The 26,247-nt window shown below is 56.5% G+C and carries 23 protein-coding genes and 1 pseudogene; 14 read left to right on the forward strand and 10 right to left on the reverse strand.

The window, feature by feature from the left end; translation table 11 throughout:
* Positions 1–83 precede the first annotated feature (83 nt).
* Positions 84–1,364, reverse strand: a complete 1,281-nt coding sequence (locus ACQQ2Q_RS13100; protein WP_428187543.1) for a glycerate kinase type-2 family protein — start codon at positions 1,362–1,364, stop codon at positions 84–86.
* 165 nt (positions 1,365–1,529) lie between these two features.
* On the opposite strand from ACQQ2Q_RS13100, the gene ACQQ2Q_RS13105 reads away from it, so the two are divergent.
* Both ACQQ2Q_RS13105 and ACQQ2Q_RS13110 read left to right on the forward strand, forming a co-directional pair.
* Positions 1,530–3,026, forward strand: coding sequence for a PLP-dependent aminotransferase family protein (locus tag ACQQ2Q_RS13105; RefSeq protein WP_428187544.1), 1,497 nt, complete (start codon positions 1,530–1,532; stop codon positions 3,024–3,026).
* 121 nt (positions 3,027–3,147) lie between these two features.
* Positions 3,148–4,530 carry an aspartate aminotransferase family protein gene (locus ACQQ2Q_RS13110; RefSeq protein ID WP_428187545.1) on the forward strand — a complete coding sequence of 461 codons (1,383 nt, stop codon included), beginning with the start codon at positions 3,148–3,150 and terminating at the stop codon, positions 4,528–4,530.
* A 36-nt stretch (positions 4,531–4,566) separates the two neighbouring features.
* On the opposite strand, the gene ACQQ2Q_RS13115 is transcribed toward ACQQ2Q_RS13110, so the two are convergent.
* Positions 4,567–5,319 (reverse strand): SDR family NAD(P)-dependent oxidoreductase, encoded by a 753-nt coding sequence (locus ACQQ2Q_RS13115; protein WP_428187546.1) that lies wholly within the window; start codon positions 5,317–5,319, stop codon positions 4,567–4,569.
* A gap of 19 nt (positions 5,320–5,338) precedes the next feature.
* Positions 5,339–6,079 carry a sulfite exporter TauE/SafE family protein gene (locus ACQQ2Q_RS13120; RefSeq protein WP_428187547.1) on the reverse strand — a complete coding sequence of 247 codons (741 nt, stop codon included), beginning with the start codon at positions 6,077–6,079 and terminating at the stop codon, positions 5,339–5,341.
* A 296-nt stretch (positions 6,080–6,375) separates the two neighbouring features.
* Between ACQQ2Q_RS13120 and ACQQ2Q_RS13125 the strand changes: the two genes are divergently transcribed.
* From ACQQ2Q_RS13125 to ACQQ2Q_RS13150, 6 genes are all read left to right on the forward strand, one after another.
* A complete protein-coding gene (locus ACQQ2Q_RS13125; protein ID WP_428187548.1) occupies positions 6,376–7,518 on the forward strand; it encodes an extracellular solute-binding protein in 1,143 nt (380 codons plus the stop codon).
* 114 nt (positions 7,519–7,632) lie between these two features.
* Complete coding sequence (locus ACQQ2Q_RS13130; protein WP_428187549.1) at positions 7,633–8,724, forward strand: ABC transporter ATP-binding protein; 1,092 nt, start codon at positions 7,633–7,635, stop codon at positions 8,722–8,724.
* A gap of 10 nt (positions 8,725–8,734) precedes the next feature.
* On the forward strand, positions 8,735–9,667 hold the full coding sequence (locus ACQQ2Q_RS13135) for an ABC transporter permease (protein WP_428187550.1): 933 nt from the start codon (positions 8,735–8,737) through the stop codon (positions 9,665–9,667).
* Positions 9,664–10,863, forward strand: coding sequence for an ABC transporter permease (locus ACQQ2Q_RS13140; protein ID WP_428187551.1), 1,200 nt, complete (start codon positions 9,664–9,666; stop codon positions 10,861–10,863). Before ACQQ2Q_RS13135 ends, ACQQ2Q_RS13140 begins: the two co-directional genes overlap by 4 nt.
* Positions 10,864–11,087: 224 nt before the next feature.
* The gene (locus tag ACQQ2Q_RS13145; protein ID WP_428187552.1) at positions 11,088–11,582 is read left to right on the forward strand and encodes an N-acetyltransferase family protein; all 495 of its coding nucleotides are present in this window, start codon (positions 11,088–11,090) and stop codon (positions 11,580–11,582) included.
* Positions 11,583–11,762: 180 nt separating this feature from the next.
* The gene (locus ACQQ2Q_RS13150; protein WP_428187553.1) at positions 11,763–12,059 is read left to right on the forward strand and encodes a hypothetical protein; all 297 of its coding nucleotides are present in this window, start codon (positions 11,763–11,765) and stop codon (positions 12,057–12,059) included.
* A gap of 95 nt (positions 12,060–12,154) precedes the next feature.
* Here the strand turns inward: ACQQ2Q_RS13150 and ACQQ2Q_RS13155 are convergent, their stop codons facing one another.
* Both ACQQ2Q_RS13155 and ACQQ2Q_RS13160 read right to left on the reverse strand, forming a co-directional pair.
* On the reverse strand, positions 12,155–14,005 hold the full coding sequence (locus tag ACQQ2Q_RS13155) for a CHASE2 domain-containing protein (protein WP_428187554.1): 1,851 nt from the start codon (positions 14,003–14,005) through the stop codon (positions 12,155–12,157).
* Entirely contained in the window at positions 14,002–14,595 is a 594-nt protein-coding gene (locus ACQQ2Q_RS13160) for a FecR domain-containing protein (RefSeq protein WP_428187555.1), read from the reverse strand. Before ACQQ2Q_RS13160 ends, ACQQ2Q_RS13155 begins: the two co-directional genes overlap by 4 nt.
* Positions 14,596–14,648: 53 nt before the next feature.
* Here ACQQ2Q_RS13160 and ACQQ2Q_RS13165 point away from each other — a divergent pair, with 53 nt between their 5' ends.
* Both ACQQ2Q_RS13165 and ACQQ2Q_RS13170 read left to right on the forward strand, forming a co-directional pair.
* Positions 14,649–15,350, forward strand: a complete 702-nt coding sequence (locus tag ACQQ2Q_RS13165; RefSeq protein WP_428187556.1) for a Crp/Fnr family transcriptional regulator — start codon at positions 14,649–14,651, stop codon at positions 15,348–15,350.
* Between the two features lie 297 nt (positions 15,351–15,647).
* Positions 15,648–15,773: pseudogene (locus ACQQ2Q_RS13170) on the forward strand (BA14K family protein); the annotation flags it as partial.
* A gap of 114 nt (positions 15,774–15,887) precedes the next feature.
* Here ACQQ2Q_RS13170 and ACQQ2Q_RS13175 read toward each other — a convergent pair.
* The 3 genes from ACQQ2Q_RS13175 to ACQQ2Q_RS13185 all read right to left on the reverse strand — a co-directional run bounded on the left by ACQQ2Q_RS13175 (position 15,888) and on the right by ACQQ2Q_RS13185 (position 19,193).
* Positions 15,888–17,162 (reverse strand): O-antigen ligase family protein, encoded by a 1,275-nt coding sequence (locus ACQQ2Q_RS13175; RefSeq protein ID WP_428187557.1) that lies wholly within the window; start codon positions 17,160–17,162, stop codon positions 15,888–15,890.
* A 7-nt stretch (positions 17,163–17,169) separates the two neighbouring features.
* Positions 17,170–18,423: a polysaccharide biosynthesis/export family protein gene (locus tag ACQQ2Q_RS13180; protein WP_428187558.1), complete on the reverse strand. Its 1,254-nt coding sequence runs from the start codon at positions 18,421–18,423 to the stop codon at positions 17,170–17,172.
* Between the two features lie 89 nt (positions 18,424–18,512).
* Complete coding sequence (locus tag ACQQ2Q_RS13185) at positions 18,513–19,193, reverse strand: sugar transferase (protein WP_428187559.1); 681 nt, start codon at positions 19,191–19,193, stop codon at positions 18,513–18,515.
* A gap of 697 nt (positions 19,194–19,890) precedes the next feature.
* On the opposite strand from ACQQ2Q_RS13185, the gene ACQQ2Q_RS13190 reads away from it, so the two are divergent.
* The gene (locus tag ACQQ2Q_RS13190; protein ID WP_428187560.1) at positions 19,891–20,142 is read left to right on the forward strand and encodes an exopolysaccharide production repressor protein; all 252 of its coding nucleotides are present in this window, start codon (positions 19,891–19,893) and stop codon (positions 20,140–20,142) included.
* 87 nt (positions 20,143–20,229) lie between these two features.
* On the forward strand, positions 20,230–21,228 hold the full coding sequence (locus ACQQ2Q_RS13195) for a glycosyltransferase family 2 protein (RefSeq protein ID WP_428187561.1): 999 nt from the start codon (positions 20,230–20,232) through the stop codon (positions 21,226–21,228).
* On the opposite strand, the gene ACQQ2Q_RS13200 is transcribed toward ACQQ2Q_RS13195, so the two are convergent.
* Positions 21,219–22,163 carry a polysaccharide pyruvyl transferase family protein gene (locus ACQQ2Q_RS13200; RefSeq protein WP_428187562.1) on the reverse strand — a complete coding sequence of 315 codons (945 nt, stop codon included), beginning with the start codon at positions 22,161–22,163 and terminating at the stop codon, positions 21,219–21,221. The genes ACQQ2Q_RS13195 and ACQQ2Q_RS13200 overlap by 10 nt on opposite strands.
* A gap of 39 nt (positions 22,164–22,202) precedes the next feature.
* Entirely contained in the window at positions 22,203–23,168 is a 966-nt protein-coding gene (locus ACQQ2Q_RS13205; protein ID WP_428187563.1) for a glycosyltransferase family 2 protein, read from the reverse strand.
* Between the two features lie 114 nt (positions 23,169–23,282).
* Between ACQQ2Q_RS13205 and ACQQ2Q_RS13210 the strand changes: the two genes are divergently transcribed.
* Both ACQQ2Q_RS13210 and ACQQ2Q_RS13215 read left to right on the forward strand, forming a co-directional pair.
* Positions 23,283–24,752, forward strand: a complete 1,470-nt coding sequence (locus ACQQ2Q_RS13210) for a lipopolysaccharide biosynthesis protein (RefSeq protein WP_428187564.1) — start codon at positions 23,283–23,285, stop codon at positions 24,750–24,752.
* Between the two features lie 350 nt (positions 24,753–25,102).
* The gene (locus ACQQ2Q_RS13215) at positions 25,103–26,233 is read left to right on the forward strand and encodes an acyltransferase family protein (RefSeq protein WP_428187565.1); all 1,131 of its coding nucleotides are present in this window, start codon (positions 25,103–25,105) and stop codon (positions 26,231–26,233) included.
* Positions 26,234–26,247 lie beyond the last annotated feature (14 nt).

A 26,247-nucleotide genomic window follows, 5' to 3' on the forward strand; every position in this document is an offset into this window, starting at 1 on the left:
GCCTGAACGCTGTGCTCCGCCGGCATCGCGGGATGGGGGCGGAGTAATCACTCGCAATGCTGGCTATACACGATTGCCATGGTTTACCCCAGTAGCAAAACTTGCAGGTCGGCGACATTGGTGCCCGTGGCGCCGGTCATTACCAGAGCGTCAGCCAGTTGGAGGGCGTGGTAGGCATCGTTGTTCGCCAGATAGTCTCCAACTGACAGGCTTTTGGCCATTAGCGTCCGTATGGTCTCAGGCGTGGTCAGGCCACCTGCTGCGTCTGTTGGGCCATCCCGCCCGTCCGTGCCGCCTGATAGGAATGCCCATGCCGTGGCAAGCGGTCTTTCCTTACAAAGAGCAGCAAATCTCAGAGCCATTTCCTGATTTCGACCACCCTTTCCGGATCCGGTCACGTGAACGCTGGTTTCTCCGCCTGCCAAGATGGCAATTTTTCCTGTCCAATTCACGTTCGATGCCCTCTCGTGAAAGGCCTTCGCGGCAACCTCCACGTCGCCTTCCAGCCATTCGGCCAGAATAATGACTTCGTAGCCTAGTTCGCGTGCTGCTACTTCGGTGGCCTGCAAGCTGATACGGTTGGAGCCGATCAACTGGTTTCGGGTCGTCGGCTCGAAGGGTGGTGGCTGTTCTTCTCCGCGCGCCTTCAGGTGGGACATGACGCTTGCTGGAAGCCGCTCGGAGATCCCCAGTGCGGTAACTATGGCCAATGCCTGATCCAGCGGTGCTGGATCGGGGACCGTCGGGCCGGATGCAATCGTTGCAAGATCGTCGCCGGGCACATCGGACAGGATCAGAGCAAGGCCGTTTGCTGGAGCAATAGCGCGGGCAAGGCCGCCTCCCTTCAGGCGCGAAAGCGCTTTGCGCACAGTGTTCATGGCTACGATATCGGCGCCTGACTTCAACAGAAGATCATTGGTCTTTATCTTTTCGTCCAGAGATACGCCTGCGACAGGGGCTGGCAGAAGAGCCGAGGCCCCTCCGGAAATCAGACAAAGGACAAGGTCGCCGTGCTCGGCATCGTTTGCGATCTGTTCAACCGCGCGGGCAGCGTTTGCACCATTTTCGTCTGGCAGGGGGTGTGACGCACCGATGACCTTGGTGCCGGCAACCTCAACGAGATTTTCGTAATTGGTGACAGCCAGCGTCTGGCCGATCTTGTCGCCTGCCAGACTATCAAGTGCTGCGCGCATCATGGGTACAGCTGCCTTGCCCGCTGCAATGATGTGCACGCGCCGTGCATTGGCATATGCCGACTCATGCTCCCTTAAAGCATGAATAACTGCATCATGCGGATCGGCCGCTGCTACTCCGGCTTTGAAAATGTTGAGCGCGTCAGCCTTTAGTCTTTCGAAATCAGTCATGGCGCCTTTGGGGAGTATGATTGCTGGAACAGTGTTCGAGCATAGACGCCGGGCCGCTTGATAGGCAATCCTACTGTCGCAACCGGCTTGCATTCTCCGTCAATCCGACCAGGGTGCCCATTCGGGATGGGGCGCGTCTGGCTCAGTTCTTGCATGGTGTTCGGCATGAATATTCAAAAGAGCATAGCTCCAAAGGCCCATCCCGATATCGTGTGGACGCGCATGTTCAGCGAGCTCGATCGAGATGGTCAGGGTCTGAATGTCCAGATCCGGCGGACGATCGTCTATGCCATTCAGGCTGGCGTTCTCACCGGCGGGACGCGCCTGCCGTCAAGCCGACATCTGGCGGGGCTGCTTGCGGTCGCCCGCAATACGGTCACTGCTGCCTATCAGTTGCTGATCGACGAGGGGTTTCTGGTCTCACGTGAGCGCAGCGGTATATTCGTGGCGGCGCAACAGCGTTATGTTCCAACAAGCCTTAACACTTGCGATGATGACGTGGCGCAGTGGTCGGGCCGGTTTGCCGTTCGGCCATCCGCCCAGCGGCAGATCAACAAGCCGCGGGACTGGCTTGAACATCCATATCCCTTCCTGTTCGGCCAGTTCGATCCGGCAATTTTTCCGACCAACAATTGGCGGGAAGCCGTGCGTGCCACCTCCAGCGTGAAGGAAATTTACGGTTGGGCCGGCGATCAGATCGACGATGACGATCCTGATTTGCTGGAGCAGTTGCGAGTACAGGTTCTGCCAAAACGCGGTATTTTCGCCGGTCCCGGCGAGATTATCGTCACCATAGGCTCCCAGCAGGCGCTTTCCATGCTGGTACAGCTTTTCGTGGGGGCAAAGACCGCCGTGGGAATAGAGGATCCCGGCTATCCCGATGTTCGAAATATGGTCGGTCTGGTCACGGAGGATGTGCGCCACTTGAGCGCCGATGCCCAGGGCGTGCTTGCCGACGATGTCCTGTCAGGCTGCGACGTCGCTTTTCTGACTGTCGGCCATCAGTGCCCGACCACAGCTGTGATGCCAATTGCACGGCGCAAGGCCTTGCTTGAGGCGGCCTATCGGAACCATGTGATCATTGTCGAGGACGATTACGAGGCCGATCTCGCGCTCGATGGAGAAGCGGAGTTGCCCTGCCTGAAGAGTCTCGATCATCATGGGCAGGTGATCTATGTCGGCAGCTTCTCCAAGGCGCTCGCGCCCGGCTTGCGCATCGGCTATATCGTCGCACCAAAGCCGGTGATCGACGAGTTGCGTGTGCTCAGACGAATGCTGCTTCGACATCCGCCGACCAACAACCAGCGCATCTTGGCGACCTTCATTGCGCTGGGCCATTATCATCAGCATTTGCGCAAAACCGGAACCGTGCTGGCGCAGCGTGCCGCAATTCTCAATAATTGTTTGCCGAAGCTCTTGCCGCAATGCAGCTGGCGGCGTGACGCGGGGGCCAAGAGCTTCTGGGTTGAGGGGCCGGAGGCATTCGACAGCCGAGAACTTGTGCGCGCTGCCCGCGAAAGAGGCGTTCTGATCGAGGCAGGTGATATCTTCTTCGATGATCCAGACGCCGGGCGACGTTTTTTCCGGCTTGGCTTCACCTCTATTTCCGAGAACAAGATTGCGGCTGGCCTCAAGATTCTAGGGGAATTGATCGAGGGGTAAAGGCAACTTGCCATCTGGACCAGTTTCTCTTTTCAGTGGAGCCAGTCGCAGCAAAATTGCGCCATTCGCAATACCATGTGCTATGTCCAGAAGATAATTGCGCGCCAAGGAGAGCATTATCATGGGCATCGCCGCGAACATCAACGACATCGGGCATGTGGTCGAAGCCGATAAAGAACATGTCTGGCATCACCTGACCCAGCACAAGACGTTCGAGACAATCGATCCGCGTATCTTCGTCGAGGGTAAGGGGATGCGGGTGTGGGATTCCACTGGTCGAGAATTTCTCGATGGTGTTTCCGGCGGTGTCTGGACGGTCAACGTAGGCTATGGCCGGGAGAGCATTGCCGATGCCGTGCGCGAGCAACTGGTCAAACTCAATTATTTTGCCAATTCCGCAGGCTCTATTCCGGGTGCGCTGTTTGCCAAGCAACTGATCGAGAAAATGCCCGGTCTCACGCGCATCTACTATTCAAATTCCGGTTCGGAGGCGAATGAGAAGGTGTTCAAGATGGTGCGGCAGATGTCGTATCGTCATCACGGTGGCCGCAAGAGCAAGATCCTTTATCGCGATCGGGACTATCATGGCACGACGCTTGGCTGTCTCGCGGCTGGTGGACAGGGGCAGCGCAAGGATCAATACGGGCCGTTGCCCGAGGGCTTCATCGAGGTGCCGCATTGCCTTGAATATCGTAGCCAGTATGGCGAAATCGACAATTATGGCGAACGCTCAGCCGATGCGATCGAAGAGGTCATTCTGCGCGAAGGGCCGGATACGATCGGCCTTCTGTGCCTTGAGCCGGTGACGGCTGGCGGTGGTGTGATCACGCCTCCGGCAGGCTACTGGGAACGCGTCCAGGAGATTTGCCGGCGCTACGACATCCTTCTGCATATCGATGAGGTCGTCTGCGGTGTCGGTCGTACCGGCAAGTGGTTCGGCTATCAGCATTTCGGCATCGAACCCGATTTTGTGACGATGGCAAAGGGTGTTGCATCCGGTTATGCGGCGATCTCGTGCACGGCAACGTCTGAACGAGTGTTCGAGATGTTCAAGGACGATCCGACGGATCCGATGTCTTATTTCCGCGACATTTCCACCTTTGGCGGCTGTATGGCCGGTCCGGCCGCTGCGCTCGAAAACATGCGCATTATCGAGGATGAGGGGCTGCTCGACAATACGACAGCCATGGGCGAGCGCTTGATGGGCAATCTTCGCGGTCTTCAGGAAAAGCACAAGGTGATCGGCGACGTGCGTGGCCTCGGCCTTTTCTGTGGCGCTGAACTCGTCTCTGATCGGAAGACCAAGGACCCGGCAGAAGAGAAAATGGTTCAGGCCGTGGTCGCCGATTGCATGGCGCAGAACGTCATCATTGGTGCCACAAACCGATCCATCGCCGGTTTCAACAACACGCTTTGCCTGTCTCCAGCGCTGATTGCCACCGCAAGCGATATCGATACGCTGACGGGTGCTATCGACAATGCGCTGACAAAGGTGTTCGGCTGAGCGGAGCCATGCAGATCGCCGGCCCCGCGCCGGCGATCACTTGCGGGAGATCTGGAATGGGGCCCAGGACTGGCTGACCGGCATGATCTCGATGGCGTTGATATTGATATGAGCCGGAAGCGAAGCGACCCAGCATATGCTTTCGGCGATATCTTCCGGCTGAAGCGGGTCTGCTCCACCGTAGAGTTTGTCATAGGCGGCCTTGTCGCCGCCGGTGCGAACGAGCGTAAATTCACTTTCTGACAGACCCGGCTCTATTGAGGTCACGCGAACGCCAGTGCCTGCAAGATCGGAGCGCAGGCCCAGCGAAAACTGCTGGACGAAAGCTTTGGTGCCTCCATAGACATTGCCGCCGGGATAGGGCCAGTTGGCGGCGATCGAGGCGAGATTGACGATCAGCGCCTTGCGTTCGATCAACCTGTCGATCAGCAACCGGGTGATCGTGACCAGACCGGTGATATTGGTGTCGATCATCGTTTTCCAGTCATTGATGTCGCAATTCTGGATCGGGCCGGTGCCGAGCGCCAGGCCGGCATTGTTGACGAGGACATCGATCTGACTGAAGGCTGCTGGCAGCGTGACCATCGCGGCTTCGGTGGCCGCTTCGTCGCGAATGTCGAAGGTCAGCGCGTGGGCGCGGTCTGGCCCGCCCAGTTCAACAACCAGTTCCTCAAGTCTCTCCTTGCGACGGCCGGTTATAATGACGTTCCAGCCTTCCTTGACGAAGCGTCGGGCAATGGCCTTGCCGAAACCGGCTGTGGCACCGGTGATCAGTGCTGTCTTGGGCATGTTTTCATCCTTTCGGGTATTAAAACTGAACGAGTGTGCGAAATGTCTGGATTGCGCCGGCGATGGCAATCAACAACAGGCCGCCGGCGGAAACGCGGCGCCAAGCTGTCGGTCCGAGTTTCGGTCCAATCCGGTGGCCGATGGCATAGCCGGCCAGTGTGATGGGCAGGTAGATCATGACGAGGTGAGGCAGTCCTTCTCCGATCTGGCCCAGCAAGGCACGACTGATGATGCTGAAGAGGTCGACGGCACCGAAAAAAACGGCAAGGGTTCCGCGTGTTGTCTCGCGTCTGGTTCCTCCAGCAAGCAGCCATGCAGCGACAAGTGGGCCGCCGACCGCAAAGGCTGCGAGAAGGCCACCGACGATGAAACCGCAGCCGATGCCCAGCCAACGATGAGAAAGCCATCGCGGAGGTTCGTGGATCATGGCGACCAGGGCTGCGATGAAGACGATGCCTGAAATCATCAGCTTGGTGGTGCTTTCATCAATGTAACCGACAAGATAGCCTCCACAAAATGCGCCCGCGCAACCGGCGACCAGAAGCGTGCGGGCAACCGGCCAGTCCACTGCACCCTGCTTGCGGTCAATTAGAATGATGACGGTCAGAACCAGATCGTTGATCAGGATCAGGGGCACCATAACCTGTGGGGCCAGGCCACCTGTCAGTCCGATTGCCGCGATCAACGCATAGCCAAAGCCGGTGAGACCACGAAATGCCGCCGCCCCGACTGTTACTGCTCCGTTGAAGATCAAATCCATACGCGCTGCCTTGCCGATGACTGAATCCCTGCCAGCGCGAACACGACTTCATCCGTATGCTGGTTGGTGACCAGTCTTAAGGATTGAAGATCAACTGTGACAGATCCAGAACGGGCAAGCGGTGGGGCCACACGCCAGACTGGCACCATAAAAAGGCTCGCTTGGCTCTATCATTGCAGTGCAGCATGCCCTTTACTCAAGCCGTGTGGGACAGGCGGATATGCGGCGGTCGCCGCGTGTCGCGTCACCTGCTGCCAAATCTACAAGGCTCAAAAGAGCCGTAAAGGGGAACGCAAATGACCAATAACCTTCTCAAAGGATCGATTAGTCGTCGCAAGATGCTCAAGGGCAGCGCTCTGGCTGCGACAGCACTCGCAGCACCTGCGGTGATCAGCTCCAAGGCTCTCGCATCCTCCGGTGAAATCAACATTCTGATGTGGTCCGACTATTTGCCGGAGACATTTCTGAAGACGTTTCAGGATGGTACCGGCATTACGGTGAACTATACCGGCATTGGTTCGAACGAAGAGATCATCAACAAGCTGAAGGCTACCAAGGGCCGCGGCTTCGACATCGTGTCGCCGACCAACAACCGCTCCTTGCAGTGGAAGCCGCTGGAAATCCTGCAGCCGTTCGACATGTCTAAGGTGGCCATCGACAAGGTCAATCCGGCCATGGCGAAGATCGGCACAACCGACTGGGCCTTCACCGAAGGCGAGGCTTACTGGGTTCCACATATCTGGGGCACCGAAGGCATTGCCTGGCGCACCGACAAGTTCAAGCCTGACGGTCCGTTGCCTAGCTATGGCGACGTGTGGAAGGATGAAAATGCCGGCAAGACCATGGGGCGCGGGCACTCCATGCTGCTGGGTGCCGGTCTTTACATGGAGACCATCGGTGAACTTGAGCCCGGTTCTGTCTGGAAGGCCTATGAATCACCGGAAGCCATGCAGCCGATCTGGACCAAGATCGTTGACTGGGCAACTGCGCGTAAGAAGAACATCAAGCTGATCTGGAACGACGCCGATACGCAGAAGAACGGCCTACTCAATGAAGGCGTGATCGTTGGCCAGAGTTGGGACGGTCCTCCGCTGGCGCTGAAGACCTCTGGCGAGCCGGTCATGTATGCCGCTCCTGTCGAAGGGGCTATGGCCTGGGTCGACGGTATGGCGCTGCCAGCTGGCGCGGAGAACGTCGATCAGGTCTATGAGTTCCTGAAATACGCCTATAACCCTGAATATGCAGGCGAAGCCATAGATCATCATGGCTACAACTCGCCTGTGCTGGGTGCCGATAAATTTGCCGGCGAGGCCTATGCAAAGAACTTTGCCGACGCTTATCCGGGCGAGGCTCTGGCCAATCTCAATCCATGGCCCGCTGAACCTCAGTGGTATGCCGATGCGCGCACCGAGTTTACCAACAAGTTCCTCAGCGCCTGATGAAGCCCATATCCTCGGCTGTACCTGCGGCCGGGGATTTTTCGATGGCACCGCTGTGGGGTCTTTTCGCGCAGCACTGGCGTTGTGCCTCTTCCGGTTTCTCTGGAGTATTGGATGACCAAAGACATCACGCTCGATCATGTCTCGGTGACGTTCGGGGACTACACCGCCGTCGATGACGCGCATCTGACAATCAATGGCGGAGAGTTCTTTTCCTTTCTAGGGCCGTCAGGCTGCGGAAAAACTACCTTGCTGCGCTGCATATCGGGCTTTCAAGATACCAGTTGGGGCGAAATCCGCATCGGTGGCCAGAATATGCGGGGCATCGGTCCCAACAAGCGGCCGACGGCGCTGATCTTCCAGAACCTGGCACTATTCCCATTGATGACGGTGGCAGACAATATCGCCTTCCCGCTCGAGGTTCGTGGCGTCGACAAGAAGACGCGGCGTAAGCGAGCGGATGAACTGCTGGAATTGATTGCCTTGCCGGGGCAGGGCGACAAGAAAGTGAGTGCTCTTTCGGGTGGGCAGAGGCAACGTGTGGCCATCGCCCGTGCGCTTGCCGTTGAGCCGGATATTCTGCTGCTTGATGAACCGCTCTCCGCACTGGATCTGAAACTTCGCCAGCATATGCGGCGTGAGTTGCGAGCAATCCAGCAGCAGGTTGGTCTCACCTTCATCTATATCACCCACGATCAGGGCGAAGCGCTGACGATGTCGGACCGCGTTGCGGTCATGAGCAAGGGACGGATCGAGCAAGTTGCGGATTCGCGTACAGTCTATGACCAGCCAGCCACCAGCTTTGTCGCCAGTTTTGTCGGAGAGAATAATGGCCTTTCCGGCAACGTTCTCGCCCATGATGGCGACCGCCTGACTGTCGATGTCGGGCTCGGGGCGCCAGCAACTGTCAATGCCACCGGACGCGGGCACAAATTGAAGGTGGGTGAGGCATGTCATGTCTTTGTGCGGCCTGAGAGCATTACGCTCAATGGTGCTGCAACCATGAATGTTTACGATGCATCCGTGCTGCGCGAAGAGTTCGAAGGGCAGGTGCGACATCTGATCGTGAAGAGTGCCGATCGCGAAATGCGCGTCACGCAGGTCGGGTCCCATCAGCCGGGAACCGCTCCGGGTGCTCCTGTCACGATGTCATTTGCGCCCGAGATGGCGACCGCATTGCCGGTCGGCCATCTGGCCAGCGCGTAAGGGTCTCGGCATGGCAGGGATCAAGGACTTCTTCTCAGGTTTTGCGCAACGCAATGGTTTGCCGGTGGCAATCTACCTCATGGTCGCAGTGTCGATCTGGATCTTCGTGCTGGTGTTGCTGCCGCAACTGACAATGTTCGACTACTCGTTCCGCCACAATCTGCCGCCGCCGAAGATCGGCGGGCCGGAAGACGTCTACACACTTGAGCAATATCGCTATTTCATGCTTGGCAACGAGATGAGCGGTAGCAGTTTCAATTCGCTGGATATTGCTGTTCTGTTCAAGACGCTTGGCGCTGCGGTGTTCGTGACACTTATCGATCTGGCGATCTGCTATCCGGTGGCTTTCCTGCTGGCGCAGAGTGTCCAGGGCGGCTCCAAGCGGCTGCTGGTTCTGGCTTTGATCGTTCCCTTCTGGATCAACGAGATCCTCAGGGCGTTTGCTTTCCGTATTCTGTTTGGCGCAACCGGTGTCGTTAACGGGTTCGGCATGTCGCTGGGCTTCTGGGACACCCCGATCGACTTCATAGGCGAAAATATCGCGCTCTATGCTGGTCTGTCCTATGCCTACATCCTGCTGATGATCTTTCCGCTTTACAATGCGATGGAGAGCCTTGATCGCAATCAGATCGAGGCGGCGCGGGATATGGGGGCCAGCTGGCTTCAGGTTCATCGCCGTGTGGTCATTCCCTATGCAAAGCCCGGCATCGCCTCCGGCTCGACCATGGTGTTCATGCTGACGGCCGGAGCACTTGCCGCGCCACAGATCCTCGGTGGTCCGTCCAGTCTTTGGTTCACACAGATTGTCTACCAATGGTTCAACAGCGGCGGTAACTGGCCACGTGGATCGGCCTATGCGGTGATCTTGCTGTTCATCTGCATCCTGTTCGTACTGATGGTCATGCGTGTGTTCAAGGTCTCCATCGGGGAGATCGGACGATGAATGCAACTCGCTCATTCGGGACATCCGGTGCTCTCTACCTGATCCTGTTCTTTCTCTATCTGTTCGGGCCATTGTTGGTGATGGTGATCACCGCCTTCAACTCGTCCGGCTTTCCGCGGATTTCCCCTTGGGACTGTCTGACCGCTGACTGGTTTCACAAGCTGATTGTTGACGAAAAACTTTTGGTCGGACTCGGCAATTCCGTCATCATCGGTGTCGGCGTGGTGCTGATTGCCGTTCCGATCGGGCTTGCGGCTGCCATGGTGCTGAGCCAGGTCGGCCCCAATCTACGTTCGGCCATGTATGCCGTCTTTATCGCGCCGATCCTGATGCCTGGTGTGGTGATAGGTCTATCGACACTGATCTTTTGGGATCGTCTGGGCACGGCCTTCGGTGCTGCCTATGACACGCTGTTCTATGACGGCATGTTCCTGACTGTCGTTGGACAGGTCACCTTCATTTCGGCCTATTCGATGCTGGTGTTCCTGTCGCGTCTCCAGCGGTTTGACGCGACACTTACCGAAGCAGCACTGGATATGGGGGCAAGCCAGACGCAGGCTTTCGTCAAGGTGTTGCTGCCCTTCATGATGCCGGCGATTTTGTCTGCGTCCGTGCTGGCATTCCTTGCATCGATGGAAAATTACAACACCACCGTCTTTACCATCGTCGCGGATAGTACCTTCACCACGGTGCTGGCGCAGAAGGTGCGCTACGGCCTGGACCCCTCTATTTCGGCGGTGGCTGTTATCATTGTCGGCTTCACGCTTGTTGGCGCGATCATCTTTGAAAATGCCAAGCGCTATCAGTCGATGAAGGACGTGAAGATGCCGGTTTCACCGCTGGAACGTCCGGTTGTTCGCCTTGCCACTCATCCCTTGAGTGTCATTGCAATCGTTCTGGCCCTTTGTGCCGGTGCAGTCAGTTGGGTCACGTCATATGATTCCAGTGCTTGCCAGGCCAATATCGACAAGATCAAACGGGCCTATCAAGAAGAGCAGGAGCAGCGGCAACGCAGCGTGCCAGGCGATGTGCAGCCAGGCACTGAACCTGCTGCGCCGGGTGCTGCAAAACCAAATGGCGGTATATTCTCTCCCGGTAATCTGGCGCCCGCCGACAATGCTCCGACCGTGGAGGAAAAGCCGGCTTCCCCGTTCGGCGGCGTTTTCGCGCCGGGCAATCTGACGGGCAACAACTAGGACTGCTTTCTATCTCAACCTTTCGTATGGCCGCTTGAGTGCAGCGATGCGCGCGACGGAACGTTAATTTTGCCTTGTCCTTAGTCTCGCCGTCCTAGACGTTATTCATGTTGAGCTCTGCAATTCTCTCATTAATCCGCACCGACAGGAGGTGGCGGTTGCGGTTGAAGCATGCCATATGCTGCGCCCGGTTGATGATGACAGAAATTTGTTCAGGAGCGATGATGGCTGACGAGGTTACGATCAGGGTAGCGGGGCCGGGCGACGCAGAGTTGATCCACAAGGCACTCGTTTCGCTGGCGCGTTCCAGAGGCACTGAAGAAAAAATGGTGGCAAGCGTTCCGGATGTGCTGAGCCACGGTTTTGGCAAGGATCCGGCATTCGAGACGCTGATTGCCGAGGTCGACAGGGTCTTTGCCGGGCTCTGTCTGAGTTTTGCCAGTTTTTCCACATGGCGCGGCGAACGGGGTGTCTATGTGCAGGACCTATTTGTGGAAGAGGCGTTTCGGGGCCGACGCGTCGGAGAGCGATTGTTGTGCGAAGCAGCACGCCGAGGACGGCGTAAGGGCGCGCGCTACCTGCGCCTGTCCGTCGACGTCGAAAATACCAAGGCTCAGAGCTTTTACGAACGGCTCGGTATTTCGCATTCCCGCGATGAGCAGATCCATATGATCAAGGGAGAGGAATTCGAGGCATTCGCTGAAGCCGAGCAAAACTGAGCATGTCCGCAATCGCAAAATCACTCGCCTTGGCTTTGGTGACGTATCGTGGCCGCTCGGCTTGCGGCACTTCCTTCGCGCGGGTGTGCTGCCCGACACAGGTGAGGTGATCGGAGCTGACTATGGTGTGGTTATCGGCAGACGGCACATCGCCTCTGCGCAAGCCATAGGGAACCGACCATGTTCAAGAAATCCATTGCCTCTGTTGCCACCGCTGCCATCATCGTGACGTCCGCGCTGGTCGCTACTGCGCCGGCGGCCTTTGCGGGACATTTCAAGTTTCACAGCAATGTCGGCTTTCACGGTAGCGCCTGCACACCGTTCAAGGCTGTCAGGATTGCGCGCTTCTTTGGAGTCCGCAATGCGCATGTGGTTCGTTTCAATGACCACAAGGTTGTCGTCAAAGGCTTCCGTCATAACCATGTTGTCAGAGTGGTCTTCGCCAATGAACACGGTTGCCCGATCATTCGTCTCTAACGCATTCGCGCAATGAGATGCCTATAGGCCGCCTTCCAGTTTCGCTGGAGGGCGGCTTTGTTCTTGTGGGTTTGCTTTATCAATGGGGAGAGATTTCATCCGCCGCGATTTGCAGCCTGGGCTGCAGTCCAAAGGGCCACGTCGAGGTCTTTCTGTCGACCGCGTATCGCCACGGTCTCAGTGCGCGGGGGCGTTCTGGAGACCATGCGCGTTTGCTGTGCAGCAGCGAAAAGGTCGTCCGACAGGACAATTGAAGCCTGATGCGACTTGCCGACGTCCTGCAGACGACTGGCCACATTGACGCAATCGCCAGTGGCGGCAATCTGTTGCTGGTTTTCATGACCCAGCCTCGACAAGACAACAGTGCCGAAATGGCCGCCAACCCTGACATTGCTGACATCTTGCGACAGGCCCGATTGGGCGATCCAGTCGGACACGGCGTTGGCAAGGTCGAAGGCCGCATTGACGGCATTTCCAGCATCTTTGTTTGTTGCGTCCGGAATTCCGAAGGCGATCATCGCGCCGTCGCCCATGAAGTCCATCACGAGACCGGAATGCTTGCTCGTTTCATTGACGACGATGGTGTGGAACGCCTTCAGCATGTCACGGGTCTTCACCGGTCCAAGGCGTTCGCTGAGGCCCGTGTAGCCGGCCAGGTCAATGAACAGGATGGCTGCTTGCTGCTCGGTCGGAGTTCGCAGAAAAGACGGATCTTCGGCAATGCGCCTGGCAACGGCCGGTGATTGGAAGCGGCTCAGTGCTGCCTTGGCTCGCTCGAGTTGCAGCATCGCATAGCGCACGAATATCTGGCGAATGATGGCCAGAGCAATGACCGGCGGTATGCTGGCGGCAAGAGGCAAAGCACCACTCAGCCAATAATTGCTGGCAAATGCAAAGGAGGTCGCGATAAGCCAACCTGAAATGATCAGGATAAAAAAAATTGAGGCGGTGGCGAGCGGTAGCAGAGAGACTGTCAGCATGCCGATGAGGGTGATCGCAATCGCTGCAATCATGTCGATTGTGCGAATGGAGGTGTCCCGGATGAGTGCCGATCCATCCAGCAGGTTGGAGGCGCCGGTTGCCAGCACCTCGACCCCGGGGAGGATCTGATCGAATGGCGTTCCAAAGCGGTCGCCAACGCCTGTTGCTGTCACGCCCACAAGGACAAGCTTTCCCGCGATTTCTGGATTAAAACCCGATCCGTCAAACAGTGACTGCGCACTGACCGTTTGGATTGTTCCTGCCGGGCCGTAATAGTTGAGCGGCAGGTGCCAGCCCAGATCCAGTGGCTGTTCATGGGTCGCAAAACGTAACCCCTCCGATGCCAGTGTGGGTGCTGTGTCCAGGTAGAGATCGACGGCACGCAAGGCGAGTGAGGGCTCAGGGCCAACAGCCGTCTTGAAGATCATCGGTATCTGTCTTGGCGTACCGCCGGAATCCGTCGCGACGTTGACGAGGCCAATGGCGGCTGACTTCGCCAAGGCGGGCAGGGGCCGCAATACGCTATCCGGCGCAGGTACGTAGCCACTGTACCGGTTGTCGGTCTTGAACTGCGCTGCACCTGCGATCACGGTTGGTAGCGAGGCCAGCGCTTTTGCCAGAGCCGTATCGGACTTCTGATCGGACGCGCCGAGAAGAAGCACATCTATGCCCATAGCTTTGGCCCCGGCTTCTCGCACCTTGTCCAGCAGGCGGGCGAGATCGGCCCGGTCTATCGGGTAGCTGTTGGAATGCGCGAGCGTCTCATCGTCAATTGCGACAATCACGACGTCGTCCGGAGGTTCCCGTCCGCCCTTGATCTGAATTCTGAGATCCAGCAGGACGGTTTCGGCTCGATCGAGAATGCTCGCCGTGCCGTCGAGGTGACGTGTTCCGAGCCATGTCGCCCAGAGCCCGCCCGCCAACAACAGGGCGATCAGAAGCCAGACCGGAAGACGTGATCTCATCGGCCAAAGCGGGCCATCAGGCTTGCTACTCTGGCCTGAGGCCATGTCGTAACGACAAGGGGTTGGCCATCGGAAACGTTAACGCCTTGTCCGGGGCCGAGTAAAACGGTGTCAGAGCCATCCGGTCTTGAGACAGACACCCCGCCTCTTACGACGAAAACCGACGTCATGTCGTCATGGACGTCGACAGCGTAAATCGTCCCGCGCACGGCCGCGATCGCATGCGGAGTCAATATCTGGAACGGACCATTGCCTGGCTTGACCTCAATCAATGCAGCGTCGCTGTCCAGCCGCATTTCACCGGGTCTGTTCTGGTCCTGCTGCCCTTCGATCTGCAGGGCAGCAGCAGCCTCCGCCTCGACAACCAGACCGCTTTCACACCGATAAACAATACGCGGTGGATCGCCGAGTTGGGTTTGCGTGCAGGCACCTTTCCCTTGCGCGAATGACACTGATGGCAACAAAATGAGGAAACAAATCGGGGCCAGGAATTTTCTGACAGTTCCTGTTCGCATGACTCTCTCTCTTGGTTTAACAAAGAAGGCTTGCTGCCTTAAAAGTTGCGACAACATTATTGCAGTTATTTCCATGTCCGCCATCGATACGGTGACGGGCAACACACACAAAAACGCGGACCTGTTTAATGAGCGACGATCAGAGTTTGAACAAGGAAGAACTTCTCGGCCGCAGCTTTATCTTCAGGGCATTGGACGAGCAGAGCAAGCGTGAACTCGCATCCTTTGCTCATGTGAAACGCTATCGGGCAGGTGAGGTAATTTTCACAATGGGCGCTGCCGGTCAAAGCATGATGGCCATTGCCGAAGGCAGCGTGCGCGTCGATATCGTCACGCCCGGTGGACGGGACATGACCCTGTCGGAACTTCGCGCCGGCGAGGTTTTTGGCGAAATCGCCTTGCTGGATGGCGGCGAGCGGTCGGCCAATGTCCGTGCGTTGACCAATTGTGCACTGGTGGTGGTGGAGCGCCGCAGCCTGCTGGATATCCTTCAGCGCAATCCCAAGCTCTCGATCAAGCTGATTGAACTGTTGTGCGAGCGTGTCAGGCGTTCGGACGAGCGAATGATCGAGATTGCGTTTCTAGATCTTCCCTCTCGTCTTGCGCGACTCTTGTTGCGTTTGACGGTCGCCGCACCCGCCAGTGCAGACAAGCCCTTGAGCCGACTGTCGCTCTCCCAGTCCGAAATAGCCAAGATGATTGGCAACACACGCGAGAATGTGAACCGCTGCCTGAAGAAGTGGCAGAGTGCGGGCCTTGTGGAGCTCAAGGATGGCTGGTTGATATTGCGTGATCGGGAGAAACTGGGAGATCTTGCAGAAGGAGAGTGAGGACGCGAAAGGTTTTTTTGCAGGCCCCGTTCGGCTGTGTCGAACATCACAGGTGGGGCCGGTCGGTTTCCCTTAGGTTTTGGTCATCGGCGGACGGAAACGACGCCACAGGAAAACCAAAGGAGATCTGCAATGTTCAAGAAAACCATTCTTTCCATCATGACTGTCGCTGCAATCGCAACTGCCGCTTCCGCAGTTACCGCGACCACGGCGTCGGCTGGCGGCTTTGGCTTCCATATTCGTGGTCACCATCACCACCACCATAATCATTACAACAACAGGATTATTGTCCGCTCGAAATACGGGTCCCAGCACGTCACTTGGTGTTACAGCAATTACCGCAGCTATCGGGACTACGACAACACATTCCAGCCGTTCAACGGTCCACGCAAGCTCTGCATTTCGCCCTTCTTCCGGGGCTGAGCTGTCGATTTCACAGCTTTGAAAATAGGGCGCAACAGGCCCCGGCAACTCGCCGGGGCTTTTTCAGTTGCAATGGTGCGGGCTTTCAATGGGTGGCAGGTGGAGCCCTTGCGGTTAGCCGAGCTGCGTCACCGCATATGCAGGCATTGGCCGACGTAAGGGAAAGAGCTTGAGGTTCTGCCGTTCAGCGATCGTCAGCTTTCCTGCTGCGAGGTAGAGCAGGAAAGAGCCTATCTGATAGGAGAAAATGATGTCGATCTCCACGAAGGAACGGACCAGCAGAAGTGCCGAGATGGCGAAGAACAGCAATGCGCTTTCGCTGCGTTCCAACATCAGGAAACGGCGCAGATGGCCGAGCAGCGAGGTCAGCAATACGAGTGCGAGCGTAAACGTGCCAAGCGCGCCGGTCTCAACCATGGTTTCGATCCAGGTATTATGGAAATGAAAGCCGCTGCGGGACGCGATGTAGAAATCGTTCCAGAGACGTTCAGCCTCTGCAAAGCCCTGCACCCAATAGCCCTGATAGCCGACGCCGAACCATGGTGTGTCGCTTGCGGCCAAAATACCCTGCTGCCATAGATAGGTTCGGCCCGTGAGGGTCGAATCCTTTCCGAAAGCGCCCAAAACGGCGTCCATGACACCAAATTGCAGCGATGCCGTCACCAGCGCGCCGCCAAAAACAATTGCCACAGCAAACAGCACGCGCCGCTGGCGGGGAGCCAGATAAAGGCTCATCTGCATGACAAGGCTCAAGCCGGTCACCGCAAGTGTGGTCAAGACTGATGTCGCTGATTTCGATGCCATGAGAGCATAACAGGAGAGCAGGCCGGCCATTAATGTGCCGATGAACCACAGGCCCCGCTCGCGGAAAATCATCACTGCACCATAGGAGAACAGGATTCCGAGAGAGGCGAAGAAACCGAGCTGATTTTTCGATGAAAACGCGCCCACGAAAGAATAGCTGCCGTCCAGCACGTCATAGAGATAACGGCCAAACAGCAGGGAGTAGAGAAGCACCGCTGCGCATCCCACAACACCGCCCAGTGCCAGCGTTCGCGGTGCCAGTACGCGCATGGCAATCAGTGCACAGATGACATGGGTCAAATACTGTATGGATGCGCGCAACGAGACCGATGGCGCCATCGACCAGAAGGACGACAGGAAGCAAAAAATGGCAAAAGCGAACAGCCATACATAGCGAAGGTAATTTCCGAGTGCCCGGCGGTAATCCACCAGCACGAGCGGAAACCAGACTGCATAATAGGCGAGAATGGAAATCTGGCCAAACCGCGTGGAATAGGCGAAGATGAAAAACGAGAGCGCGACGGCGGCAATGCCGTAGAACTGGTTTCTTTCGGGGTCCACGAGATGACTTTTGGCGATCCTCATGAAAGCCTCACTGCATCAAGACTTCCGACGCCACCTTGACCACGTCGCCGGGTTGCAGCTGAACGGTTTCGTCGACCGCGATCTCTTTGGGGCCTTCGCCTTCGTCCCTGACAATTGTATATTTGACCTGGCTTGCCTTGCCCATGGCATCGTATTTCATCGACTCGGCAGATTGTTCGAGCGCCTCAGACATCAGTTGCCGGTTCGTCGAAAGCTTCAGGGCGAGTTTTTCCAGTTCGGCTTCCGTGTCCTGTAGCTCCTTTGCACGCTGTGCTTCCCAGTCATTGCGAAGGTTTATCTCGTCCTGCTTGGCCTTGCTGATATCCTGCTTGGCTCGCAATGTTGCGGTATCGATATCGAGCAGGGTCCCTTCCACGTCGGCTGCGCGGCCCACAATTGACAGCTGGCGGTTGCTGGTCGTGAGGCCCTGTTCTTTCAATCGACCGATCCGCTCGCGGTCCTTGTTGATCAGGTCAAGCTGTTCTTTTTGAGTTATTCCCTTTTGGGAAAGCGATTCAATTTCGTTTTGAAGGAGGGATTGGAGATCAGCCAGCGCCGTCAGTTGCAATTCATAGCGCTGGCGCCGTGACTTCATCAGCGCGGTCTCGCTGTCGATCAGGCGCTGGGCACCGTCCACTTTTTCCAGTTCCGCCGGCATCTTGATTTCGTCGGATCCGTTGATCTCTGCCATCAGTCGGGCCTGGCGGGCCAGAAGCCTGTCGCGCTCGGAATCCTGAACGGCGGCGTCACCACTGGCGCTGATGAAATCACGTGCGAAACGCTGGCCTTTATCAGCACGACGTAGTCCACCTGCAAGGCTCACGGCTTTTAGAACAGTGAGGTTCGGCGCATATTTATATTCGCCCGGAGTCTGTACGTCGCCGGCCAGAAAGATTGGACCAAATTCCACAATTTCGACCGAGGCCGAGGGCATCGTTCTGAGAGCCAGCTCATTCTGAAGGCGCTCGCCTATCTCGCTGGAGACTTCGGTGGCTGTACGCCCGGCCGCTTTGACTTCACCGACGAAGGGTAATGATATGAAGCCCGTCGGGCCAATCCGGTAATCGCCGCCCACGCCTTCCCAGTCGCGGATCAATCCTTCGGCTGGCTGCCATTGGGCGACACGGATCTTCAACTGATCCATGACACCGAGGTGGTATTCTCCATCTTGGGCAAAAGCGGAGCCTGCCACGACAAATGCGGCTCCTGCCATGCACAATACAGTAAAACGCCGGCGCAGGGTCGACTTCAAGTTCTTCATTTTATGTCTCGCTTTTCGCGTGATCCGCCCGGCCGGAGGCGACAGCCTGCGGCCTTCAATCCATCTGTCGATTGTGAGGATTTCTGCGATCAGTAGCTGCCGCGTGACTGGCACACGGCAGGAATTGTCTTGGCGATGATAACGATGTCCCGGACGAAGGACCAGTTCTCGACATAATGCGTATCGAAGGCGATGCGGGTTTCATAGGAAACGTCATTGCGACCGCTGATTTGCCACAAGCCAGTCAATCCCGGTCGGGTCTGGAGATAGAAAATCGCGGCGGTTTCGTAGAGTCCCAATTCGTCGTCCACGACGGGACGCGGACCGACAACACTCATATCTCCTCGAATGATATTGATCAGTTGGGGAAGTTCGTCGAGGCTCAACTTGCGCAGAACGCTTCCAACGGTGGTCACGCGCGGATCGTCCTTGAGCTTTCGTGTGGCGCGCCATTCTTCTGCAGCCTTGGGATCGGACTGTATATGTTGGCGTAAAACCTCATCTCCATTCGGCACCATCGTGCGGAACTTGAGGCATTTGAAGGAGCGTCCATTGTGGCCGACGCGGCGGTGGCCGTAAAACATGGATCCGCCATCTGAAAATTTCACCAGTGCCATGATGAGCAGAAAGATGGGGCTGAAGATGATCAACGCCGAAAGAGCGGCGGTGATGTCAAAGGTGCGCTTGGCGAAGCCTCCGGTCGGGTTGGGGATGGAAGCCTGCTCGGATCTGAGGAACGGCGATCCGGCCGAACGTGTCGCTGACTTCATAGAGTTAACTCCACTTATGTTGCGATGGGTCGGTGCCTGTATGGCGCGTCATGCGGAGTAATGTGACCCTAAGTCTGTGACCGGAATTGGGTGCTCGCAAGCCTTTTTATAGGCCGCAATCTTTCCTCGGTTAATTCTCTGCCAGCGCATCCAGTGGCGTGAAGTGGGGAGACAAGCATAATAAGCGTGCTCAGGAATATAGCGTGAAATTATTCAATTATTGCCGCGCAAGGAGGTTGCTCTATAGAGTAACGTACAAGTCGTAGGTGTAGCGAAACCTTGTTACGGCAATCCTGAGCTGTTTGATCGGTTGCAGAAATGACTGCATTGCATTCTTCACTCTACCGTGACATGACGCAAAATTGTGCACTGCGATACCTTGTCGCAATGCAACCTGAAAATTCAGTGCTGACCATTTTTGGTAACAAAATTTGATTAAAATTCTGTGTGAAGGCTCTATCGCACTGCTTGGCGCGGGCAGTTGAGCTCGAATCGTGGCTTAAATGCGGCCCGATTTGGGCACAGTCGCCATTCCTCCCGGATTTTAGTACCGAAGCTTACCAAAGTTTCATGATCTTCGTGCGATAGACGGCCTAGAAGACCTTGAACCATCGTATCCGGCCCAATATGCTTTAGCAGCTTGAAGAGGAGCCGAGAGACCAAAGAAAACTGTGCTTTTGTTCCGGGAGGACAGGCCATGTATGCACCTCGCGTATTTCTAAGCATGATCGTTGTCCTGGTCGTATTTGCAGGGGCAACCTTCGTGTTGACCGGATCTTTGGCCACGGCAGTGCTTCAGACAGTGCTCAGTGCCATTATCCTGCAGGTGGGGTATTTCGTCGGTGTTCTCTATCTCGTGCGCCGGGAAAAAAAGCTCCGCAAGGGTGAGGATTCTGGCGGTGAACTTCACGGTGATGCACCGGCCAAACTCAAGGTTACAGACCGTTAGTACACGGTCAAAAAATCGATAATTCCATATCTCGGTCATTTTCTTGCGCAGTATGTGTCTGATTGCATCCACGAAAGGATCAGCGACATGACTGCCGAAGCTTCCGTTTGCGTGATCATTGCCGCCAAAAATGCTGCTGGCACAATTGATGTTGCTATTCGCTCGGCCCTTCAGGAAAAAGAGGTTGGAGAAGTCGTCGTCATCAACGATGCATCAACGGACGAGACAGCGCGTGTCGCTCAACAATCCGACGATGGATCCGGTCGTTTGCGCGTGATTTCCTTGCCGGAAAATGTCGGCCCTGCTGCTGCGCGCAATCATGCGATCAAGGTGTCCGAGGCGCCTTTGCTGGCAATCCTCGACGCGGATGACTATTTCTTTCCCGGTCGTTTCGCTCCGATGATGTTGGAGAGCAACTGGGATTTCATCGCCGACAATATCGCCTTCACCATGGAATCGGGCGGTACGGCAACACCCTCTATGTTCCAGTCGAGGGCAAGGGCGATATCCACGCTCGATTTCATTGAGGGCAATATATCCAGGCCCGGTGTGCAGCGCGGTGAGATCGGTTTCCTGAAACCCGTCATGCGCCGGAGTTTTCTCGACAGGAACGGTTTGCGCTACAACGAGGCACTGCGGCTTGGTGAGGATTATGACCTGTATCTCAGGGCCCTGATCAAGGGGGCACGCTATACCGTCATTGAACACTGCGGCTATGGCGCTGTTGTGCGTGCGAATTCGCTGAGCGGCCAACACCGCACGGATGACCTTCGACGACTCTTTGAAGCGGACAATGCCATTCTCTCTCAGACAGATTTGCCGATGGACGTAGAGCATGCATTGCGCAGCCATGAGCGGCATATCCGCGATCGCTATGAATTGAGAGCTTTTCTCGATGCGAAGCGGGAACGCGGCCTGGCGATCGCATTCAGTCAATTGCTGACGCGGCCGGGTGCCTGGACCGCAGTCGTTGGCGGAATTGTCAGGGACAAGACGGCAGGGCTTCGTCGAACCGATGACGGGGAGGCGGCCCCCCCGGTTGGATTGCGTTATCTGCTGGATGGTGTTCCAGCAGTTCAGAAATAGTCTTTCCGGATTCCTTCCAGGACTTCGCGGAACCGGTATTTCTGATTTTCCAGAATACCCTCAGGGCTCAATTGCGGTTCTGCTCGGCTCGCCTGCCACAGCGCCAAAATCGATGGTGTGGCCAGCATTTGTTTGGCAAGGCCGCGAATGCCTGTTTGCGATGGCTGCGACCTGGTGATGACCGTTTGGTCCGTTGCCATCCCATCTGGCGTTCCCTCGACCTTGGTGCTGTCGAAGTTCATCCCCCAGAAACGCGATCCCTTGGCGATTGCCTCGGCGCGCGTTGATACCGGAATTTGATGCGGCCGATAGGTTACTCCTACGCTTTCGGCCCAGTCGGTCCATTTGAAATCGTTGATCGACCGCGATGTTGTAACGGCAATCCACGGCACCCGGAAGGCATCGGCAAGGATTGCGCCATGCATCGATTCCGCCACGATCATTTCCGACTGCGCAATGTGCGATATGACTTCCTTTGCCTCGCCACGCGGGTCCAGATAGGTGAGACCTGCTGGTTCGCACACAGATTGCCACATGCCGAATTCCGCTGATTCCCAGTGGGGTATGAAGGTCTTCTTGTAGCGCTTGGGCAAGTTCTGGAATTCAGGCATGTCAGCTATCATGACGGCCGGATCGACAATGCCTCGGTCCTGGGACAGGCCCAGACGAGCCGCAGTCCTGGGGCCACGCACACAGCGGACATCCCATTCGCGGATGTTACCTATATCGGGTGGCGTGCCGTAGCCGTAGCCGCTGCCGATGACCAGTTTATGGATGCCGGGCGGTAGAAGAACAGGATTAAGGACCGTGCCGACGCCGACCAGCAGGGTCTCATCATGGACCTCGCGAAAGCCCGGCAACAGGATATCCCACAGCCAGAGATTAAGGTCGTCGCCGAAATTGCCGTGATGCGATTCCCAGTGATATGGCTTCATGTCGCGCTCCTCGGGATGTGTCTGTTCAGATGTTTGCAATCAGCTTGCACGTGCGAGCTTTCCGGTACCAAGTTCGACCATGGTGCGCAGTATTGCCGGATCTCTCCAGGCCCAGCGCATCAACAGGCCAAGATCTGGGGCCTTCCTTGCGCGCACACGCCCCGCTTGGCTCCAGAGTGCCTGTCGTCGCGCGGTGTTCTTGTAAGAGGTAATCGAGGCTATGTCGGTGGGTCGCCGCGCAAATCGTCCTTCGAGAGTATCCAGGGCTACCCAGGTATTGAATTGCTGGCGCAGAAACTGGGGGGACTGGTTGTCGATGCTGTGGAAGATGTTGAGCCCGGTGCCGCGCATGGCACCTGCTTCGTCGCACAGCAAAGCGCGTTTCGATGCCAGGATACAGTCGCAGAAAAAGAGGACATCTTCGGCGGCCAGACGCAGGGAAGGGTCAAACCGCACTGTCTCGAAAATATTGCGGCCGATGACCATGCAGGAGAGGTGAAGAAAGCTCCAGTTCTTCAGCATGGCACTGGCAAGATCGGCAACTTCTATGACCAGAGGCGTCTGGCTGTGGGTGATGACCGTTTCGGTCTCCAACAGTTTCGCCACGCCAAAATGATAATAAAATTCGTCGCTGGCCTGCATGGAGGCCCAATAGCAGTCTCCGCCAAATCGGTTCAGGCTTGCCTCGGCATTCTTCAAATGATTCTGCGTCCATATGTCGTCGGAATCGAGGAAGGCGACATAACTGGTTGAAGGTGACACGTGGTCGAGGCCGGTATTGCGTGCACCGCCCGGGCCTGCATTGGGTTGATTGATTACCGTGATGCGTGATCTTGATGTCTCATCAAGGGCGTCGATTTCGGTCTGCGCCGGTAGCGGTGATTCGTCATCAACGATCAAAATATCAAAATCCTGATAGCTTTGACTGAAGACGGATTGCAGTGCGCGACCCAAAATTCCGGTCTCTTTTTGGTAGAATGGAATTACAACTGTGAATGTCGCCATTTTTTTGCCCTTGCTATCTCAAACTATTGAAAGCCGCCGACATGGGTCGGCATCGGAAATGTGGCAGACCTGCCGTCGTCGTCTCGGCACCCTCCAGAAACAGGACCTAGAACCATGGCCCCAATTCACGGCTTGAAGGCAGTGACGACGAATGTCGGCTGGAGCGTTCTTTCAAAGACAGCCACATTCGGGCTGAAATTTGTCACGGTGCCGATTCTTGCGCGGCTTCTTTCACCTGAGCAGTTCGGCGCGGTGGCTGTGGCGCTGACAGTCGTGCAGTTCCTGGCGATGATAGGTGGGGCAGGATTGACGTCTGCGCTGATCGTCGCGAAGGACGATGACATCGACATCGTGCACAGTGTTTTCTGGGCAAATCTCGCCATGGCGATGGCAATGTCGCTGATTATTTACCTCGCCGCCGTGCCGCTTGCCACAGCGATGGGCGCGACAGAGGCTGCCGGTCTGTTGCGCATCATGGCGTTCCTGATCCCGATTCAGCTTTCAGGGGATATCGCCTATTGCATCCTGGCCAAGCGGATGAATTTCAGTCGCGATGCGATGTGGAGCACGATTTCCGAATCAATCGCGGCCGTTGTTGCCGTTGCGATGGCCTATCTCGGCTACGGAGTGTGGGCTCTGGTCGTTCAGCTCTTTTCCTCGGCAATCATACGTTTGGTCGGGCTCTATTTCGCTTCGGGGTACATGCCGCGCGCCATCATGCATCCGCGCAAGCTGGTTCCGCTCCTGTCGTTCAGTTCGGGCGTGATGGGATCGGAAATCGCAAATTTCGTGACTTTTCAGTCTCCGATGATCGTCATCAGTCGAGTGCTTGGTCTTGGTGATGCCGGCGCATATTCCGTTTCCAACCGCTTTGCCAGTATTCCCAACCAGGTGGTATTGTCGGCCGTTATGGGTGTGCTCTTTCCGGCCTTCAGCGTCATGGGAGGGGATCGAAAGCGACGCAGCGATGCGCTGATGCTGAGTACCCAAGTCACGACCGTTTTGCTGGCACCTGCCATGTTCGGGCTTTGGGCTGTGGCTGAACCGGCAATGCTTGTGATCTTCGGGCGGGAGTGGGTCCATGCCTGGCCAGTGCTTGGGCTGCTTGCCTTTTCCAAAGCGTTGGTCACGCCCTGCAGCACCTTCATACCCTATCTAAAGGGGACCGGGCATGGGCGCGTGCTTTTCTGGTCTGCCGTAATCCGCGCAATTCTGACAACTGGTGCAGTCGGTCTGGCGGCGGCCCATGGCGGACTGGTCGAGGCCATGATTGCGCTTTGCGTCGTCAATGCCGTGACCCTCATCGGGTATTCCTATGTCGTTTTCCGGGTGGACAAGATTCCGTTTTTTCGGGGACTGATGACGAGCAGCAAGTCGATGATATCCGCACTTGTTATGGCCGTCTGCGTTCGTTTGCTTTTGCAGGCGCTGGACGGGCGTATTGAAAATGCTGTGCTGGAGCTTGCGATCGGGGCGCTCGTTGGAGGCGTGCTTTACGCGCTGCTTCTGCTCCTTACGGAACGATCCTTGCTGCGAAAGCTGCTAGGTTTGGTCGCTGCGCGACGAAGTGGCGCAGCGGCTTGAACGAAGCGGGCCGCTTTCTGCCGTGTTTTGGCCTCAATTCGCGATCTTTGTACCGTTTTGTGACGCAATAGGTCCTATGCGCATCAGTCATTGGCGTTTTGCGAGTGCCTGTGAAAATTTTTATGCCGCAGAAATTGCAGTTGCCTCAGTAGCGCAATCCATTTGTGTTGCAGCGCTTATTAGAGAACGCTCGAGCGTTTGCTCTGACGTCTAAACTGGCCGCCCCATATTTTTTTGCTGCATCGCCACATTTTTTCCGGATGTAACCCTGATCCTGAATGTCGCGGGCTCAAGTCTGCTCTGATTTACACGGTGATGTTGGGAGGCATCACCCAGAAGAGGTGACTCGGTTGACAGTCGATCAGAACATATCCTCCCGTATCAATCTGATGCGCATATTCCTGATCTGCGGCATTGTGTTCGTGCATGTGCCTCATGATCTGCAGACCAGCCCATTCCTTTCCGATGCCAATGCCTTTCACTGGCTTCGCGTTTTTCTGGGCGACAGTTTCTTTCGCATCGGCGTGCCATGCCTCAGTGCGATTTCGGGCTACCTGTTGTTCCGTCGTGGCATGGACGGGTTCGATTACGCCGCGACACTTCGATCCAAGTTCAGGACGGTGCTGACGCCGTTTCTGATCTGGAACCTGAGCCTTCTGGCCTTGGTACTGTTGGTGCAGTCGCGCGACATCGGTGTCGGATATTTCCCCGATGCCTGGCAGTCTTCTGCGCGCGACATGCTGAATCTTGCATTTGCAACGGAAGACTTTCCCGTCAACATCCCGCTCTATTTTCTGCGTGATCTGTTCATTTGCATCCTGCTGTCGCCGGTTCTTGCCTACCTGGTGCGTCGCCAACCGCTTTTGACCTGCGCGATACTCTTTTGTCTCGCCATCCTGCCAACGCTGACGATTGGTCTCGTCTTGAAGAAGTCGATCCTTTTCAGCTTCACATTTGGCATCTGCCTGGCTCTCTATCGGATCGATGTGAAAAGCCTCGATCGGCATGCGTGGCTGGGATTGCTCGTTACGGTTGGTGCAGCTGCCCTGCTTGCGACGGGTCTCTATCAGGCAGGCCCGGACTTTCCTTTCTGGCTCGATCTGGCACGTAACGCCTTGTCGATCATTGGTGCGCTTGGGTTCTGGCTGCTGTCGGCATTGCTGATCAAGACGTCGTTCGGTCAGCGTCTGGCCAATACCGGCAGCCTGAGTTTCTGGATTTTCTGCGCCCATTACCCGCTGCTGGTTGTCTTGTGGATGATCTGGAACAGGATGTTTGGCGACGCGTTCTATGCCGTCTTCTATTGCGGGGCGCTCGTTACGACCTTTGCAGTTCTGTCTATCTCCAACAGCCTCACCGCGCGGTACCTGCCGTCTTTCTATCAGGTTCTAACCGGAAGCCGTGGGCGCAAGTCTCGATTGTCTTCCGATGTTCCCCGCCGCAGCCCCACGCCTGAGGGCGTAGGGCGCCCATTCGTTTGACGATGAGCCCAAAA

The sequence above is a fragment of the Agrobacterium sp. ES01 genome (genome assembly GCF_050320885.1).
Classification (GTDB): Bacteria; Pseudomonadota; Alphaproteobacteria; order Rhizobiales; family Rhizobiaceae; genus Allorhizobium.

What these genes read in the sequence shown, in the direction of transcription:
- ACQQ2Q_RS13135 (WP_428187550.1), top strand. Translation starts at nt 8,735, where the DNA reads ATGGCAGGGATCAAGGACTTCTTCTCAGGTTTTGCGCAACGCAATGGT.
- ACQQ2Q_RS13195 (WP_428187561.1), top strand. Translation starts at nt 20,230, where the DNA reads ATGACTGCCGAAGCTTCCGTTTGCGTGATCATTGCCGCCAAAAATGCT.
- ACQQ2Q_RS13100 (WP_428187543.1), bottom strand. Translation starts at nt 1,364, where the DNA reads ATGACTGATTTCGAAAGACTAAAGGCTGACGCGCTCAACATTTTCAAA.
- ACQQ2Q_RS13200 (WP_428187562.1), bottom strand. Translation starts at nt 22,163, where the DNA reads ATGAAGCCATATCACTGGGAATCGCATCACGGCAATTTCGGCGACGAC.
- ACQQ2Q_RS13180 (WP_428187558.1), bottom strand. Translation starts at nt 18,423, where the DNA reads ATGAAGAACTTGAAGTCGACCCTGCGCCGGCGTTTTACTGTATTGTGC.
- ACQQ2Q_RS13165 (WP_428187556.1), top strand. Translation starts at nt 14,649, where the DNA reads ATGAGCGACGATCAGAGTTTGAACAAGGAAGAACTTCTCGGCCGCAGC.
- ACQQ2Q_RS13105 (WP_428187544.1), top strand. Translation starts at nt 1,530, where the DNA reads ATGAATATTCAAAAGAGCATAGCTCCAAAGGCCCATCCCGATATCGTG.
- ACQQ2Q_RS13115 (WP_428187546.1), bottom strand. Translation starts at nt 5,319, where the DNA reads ATGCCCAAGACAGCACTGATCACCGGTGCCACAGCCGGTTTCGGCAAG.
- ACQQ2Q_RS13120 (WP_428187547.1), bottom strand. Translation starts at nt 6,079, where the DNA reads ATGGATTTGATCTTCAACGGAGCAGTAACAGTCGGGGCGGCGGCATTT.
- ACQQ2Q_RS13125 (WP_428187548.1), top strand. Translation starts at nt 6,376, where the DNA reads ATGACCAATAACCTTCTCAAAGGATCGATTAGTCGTCGCAAGATGCTC.
- ACQQ2Q_RS13140 (WP_428187551.1), top strand. Translation starts at nt 9,664, where the DNA reads ATGAATGCAACTCGCTCATTCGGGACATCCGGTGCTCTCTACCTGATC.
- ACQQ2Q_RS13205 (WP_428187563.1), bottom strand. Translation starts at nt 23,168, where the DNA reads ATGGCGACATTCACAGTTGTAATTCCATTCTACCAAAAAGAGACCGGA.
- ACQQ2Q_RS13155 (WP_428187554.1), bottom strand. Translation starts at nt 14,005, where the DNA reads ATGAGATCACGTCTTCCGGTCTGGCTTCTGATCGCCCTGTTGTTGGCG.
- ACQQ2Q_RS13110 (WP_428187545.1), top strand. Translation starts at nt 3,148, where the DNA reads ATGGGCATCGCCGCGAACATCAACGACATCGGGCATGTGGTCGAAGCC.
- ACQQ2Q_RS13130 (WP_428187549.1), top strand. Translation starts at nt 7,633, where the DNA reads ATGACCAAAGACATCACGCTCGATCATGTCTCGGTGACGTTCGGGGAC.
- ACQQ2Q_RS13175 (WP_428187557.1), bottom strand. Translation starts at nt 17,162, where the DNA reads ATGAGGATCGCCAAAAGTCATCTCGTGGACCCCGAAAGAAACCAGTTC.
- ACQQ2Q_RS13190 (WP_428187560.1), top strand. Translation starts at nt 19,891, where the DNA reads ATGTATGCACCTCGCGTATTTCTAAGCATGATCGTTGTCCTGGTCGTA.
- ACQQ2Q_RS13185 (WP_428187559.1), bottom strand. Translation starts at nt 19,193, where the DNA reads ATGAAGTCAGCGACACGTTCGGCCGGATCGCCGTTCCTCAGATCCGAG.
- ACQQ2Q_RS13150 (WP_428187553.1), top strand. Translation starts at nt 11,763, where the DNA reads ATGTTCAAGAAATCCATTGCCTCTGTTGCCACCGCTGCCATCATCGTG.
- ACQQ2Q_RS13160 (WP_428187555.1), bottom strand. Translation starts at nt 14,595, where the DNA reads ATGGAAATAACTGCAATAATGTTGTCGCAACTTTTAAGGCAGCAAGCC.
- ACQQ2Q_RS13145 (WP_428187552.1), top strand. Translation starts at nt 11,088, where the DNA reads ATGGCTGACGAGGTTACGATCAGGGTAGCGGGGCCGGGCGACGCAGAG.
- ACQQ2Q_RS13210 (WP_428187564.1), top strand. Translation starts at nt 23,283, where the DNA reads ATGGCCCCAATTCACGGCTTGAAGGCAGTGACGACGAATGTCGGCTGG.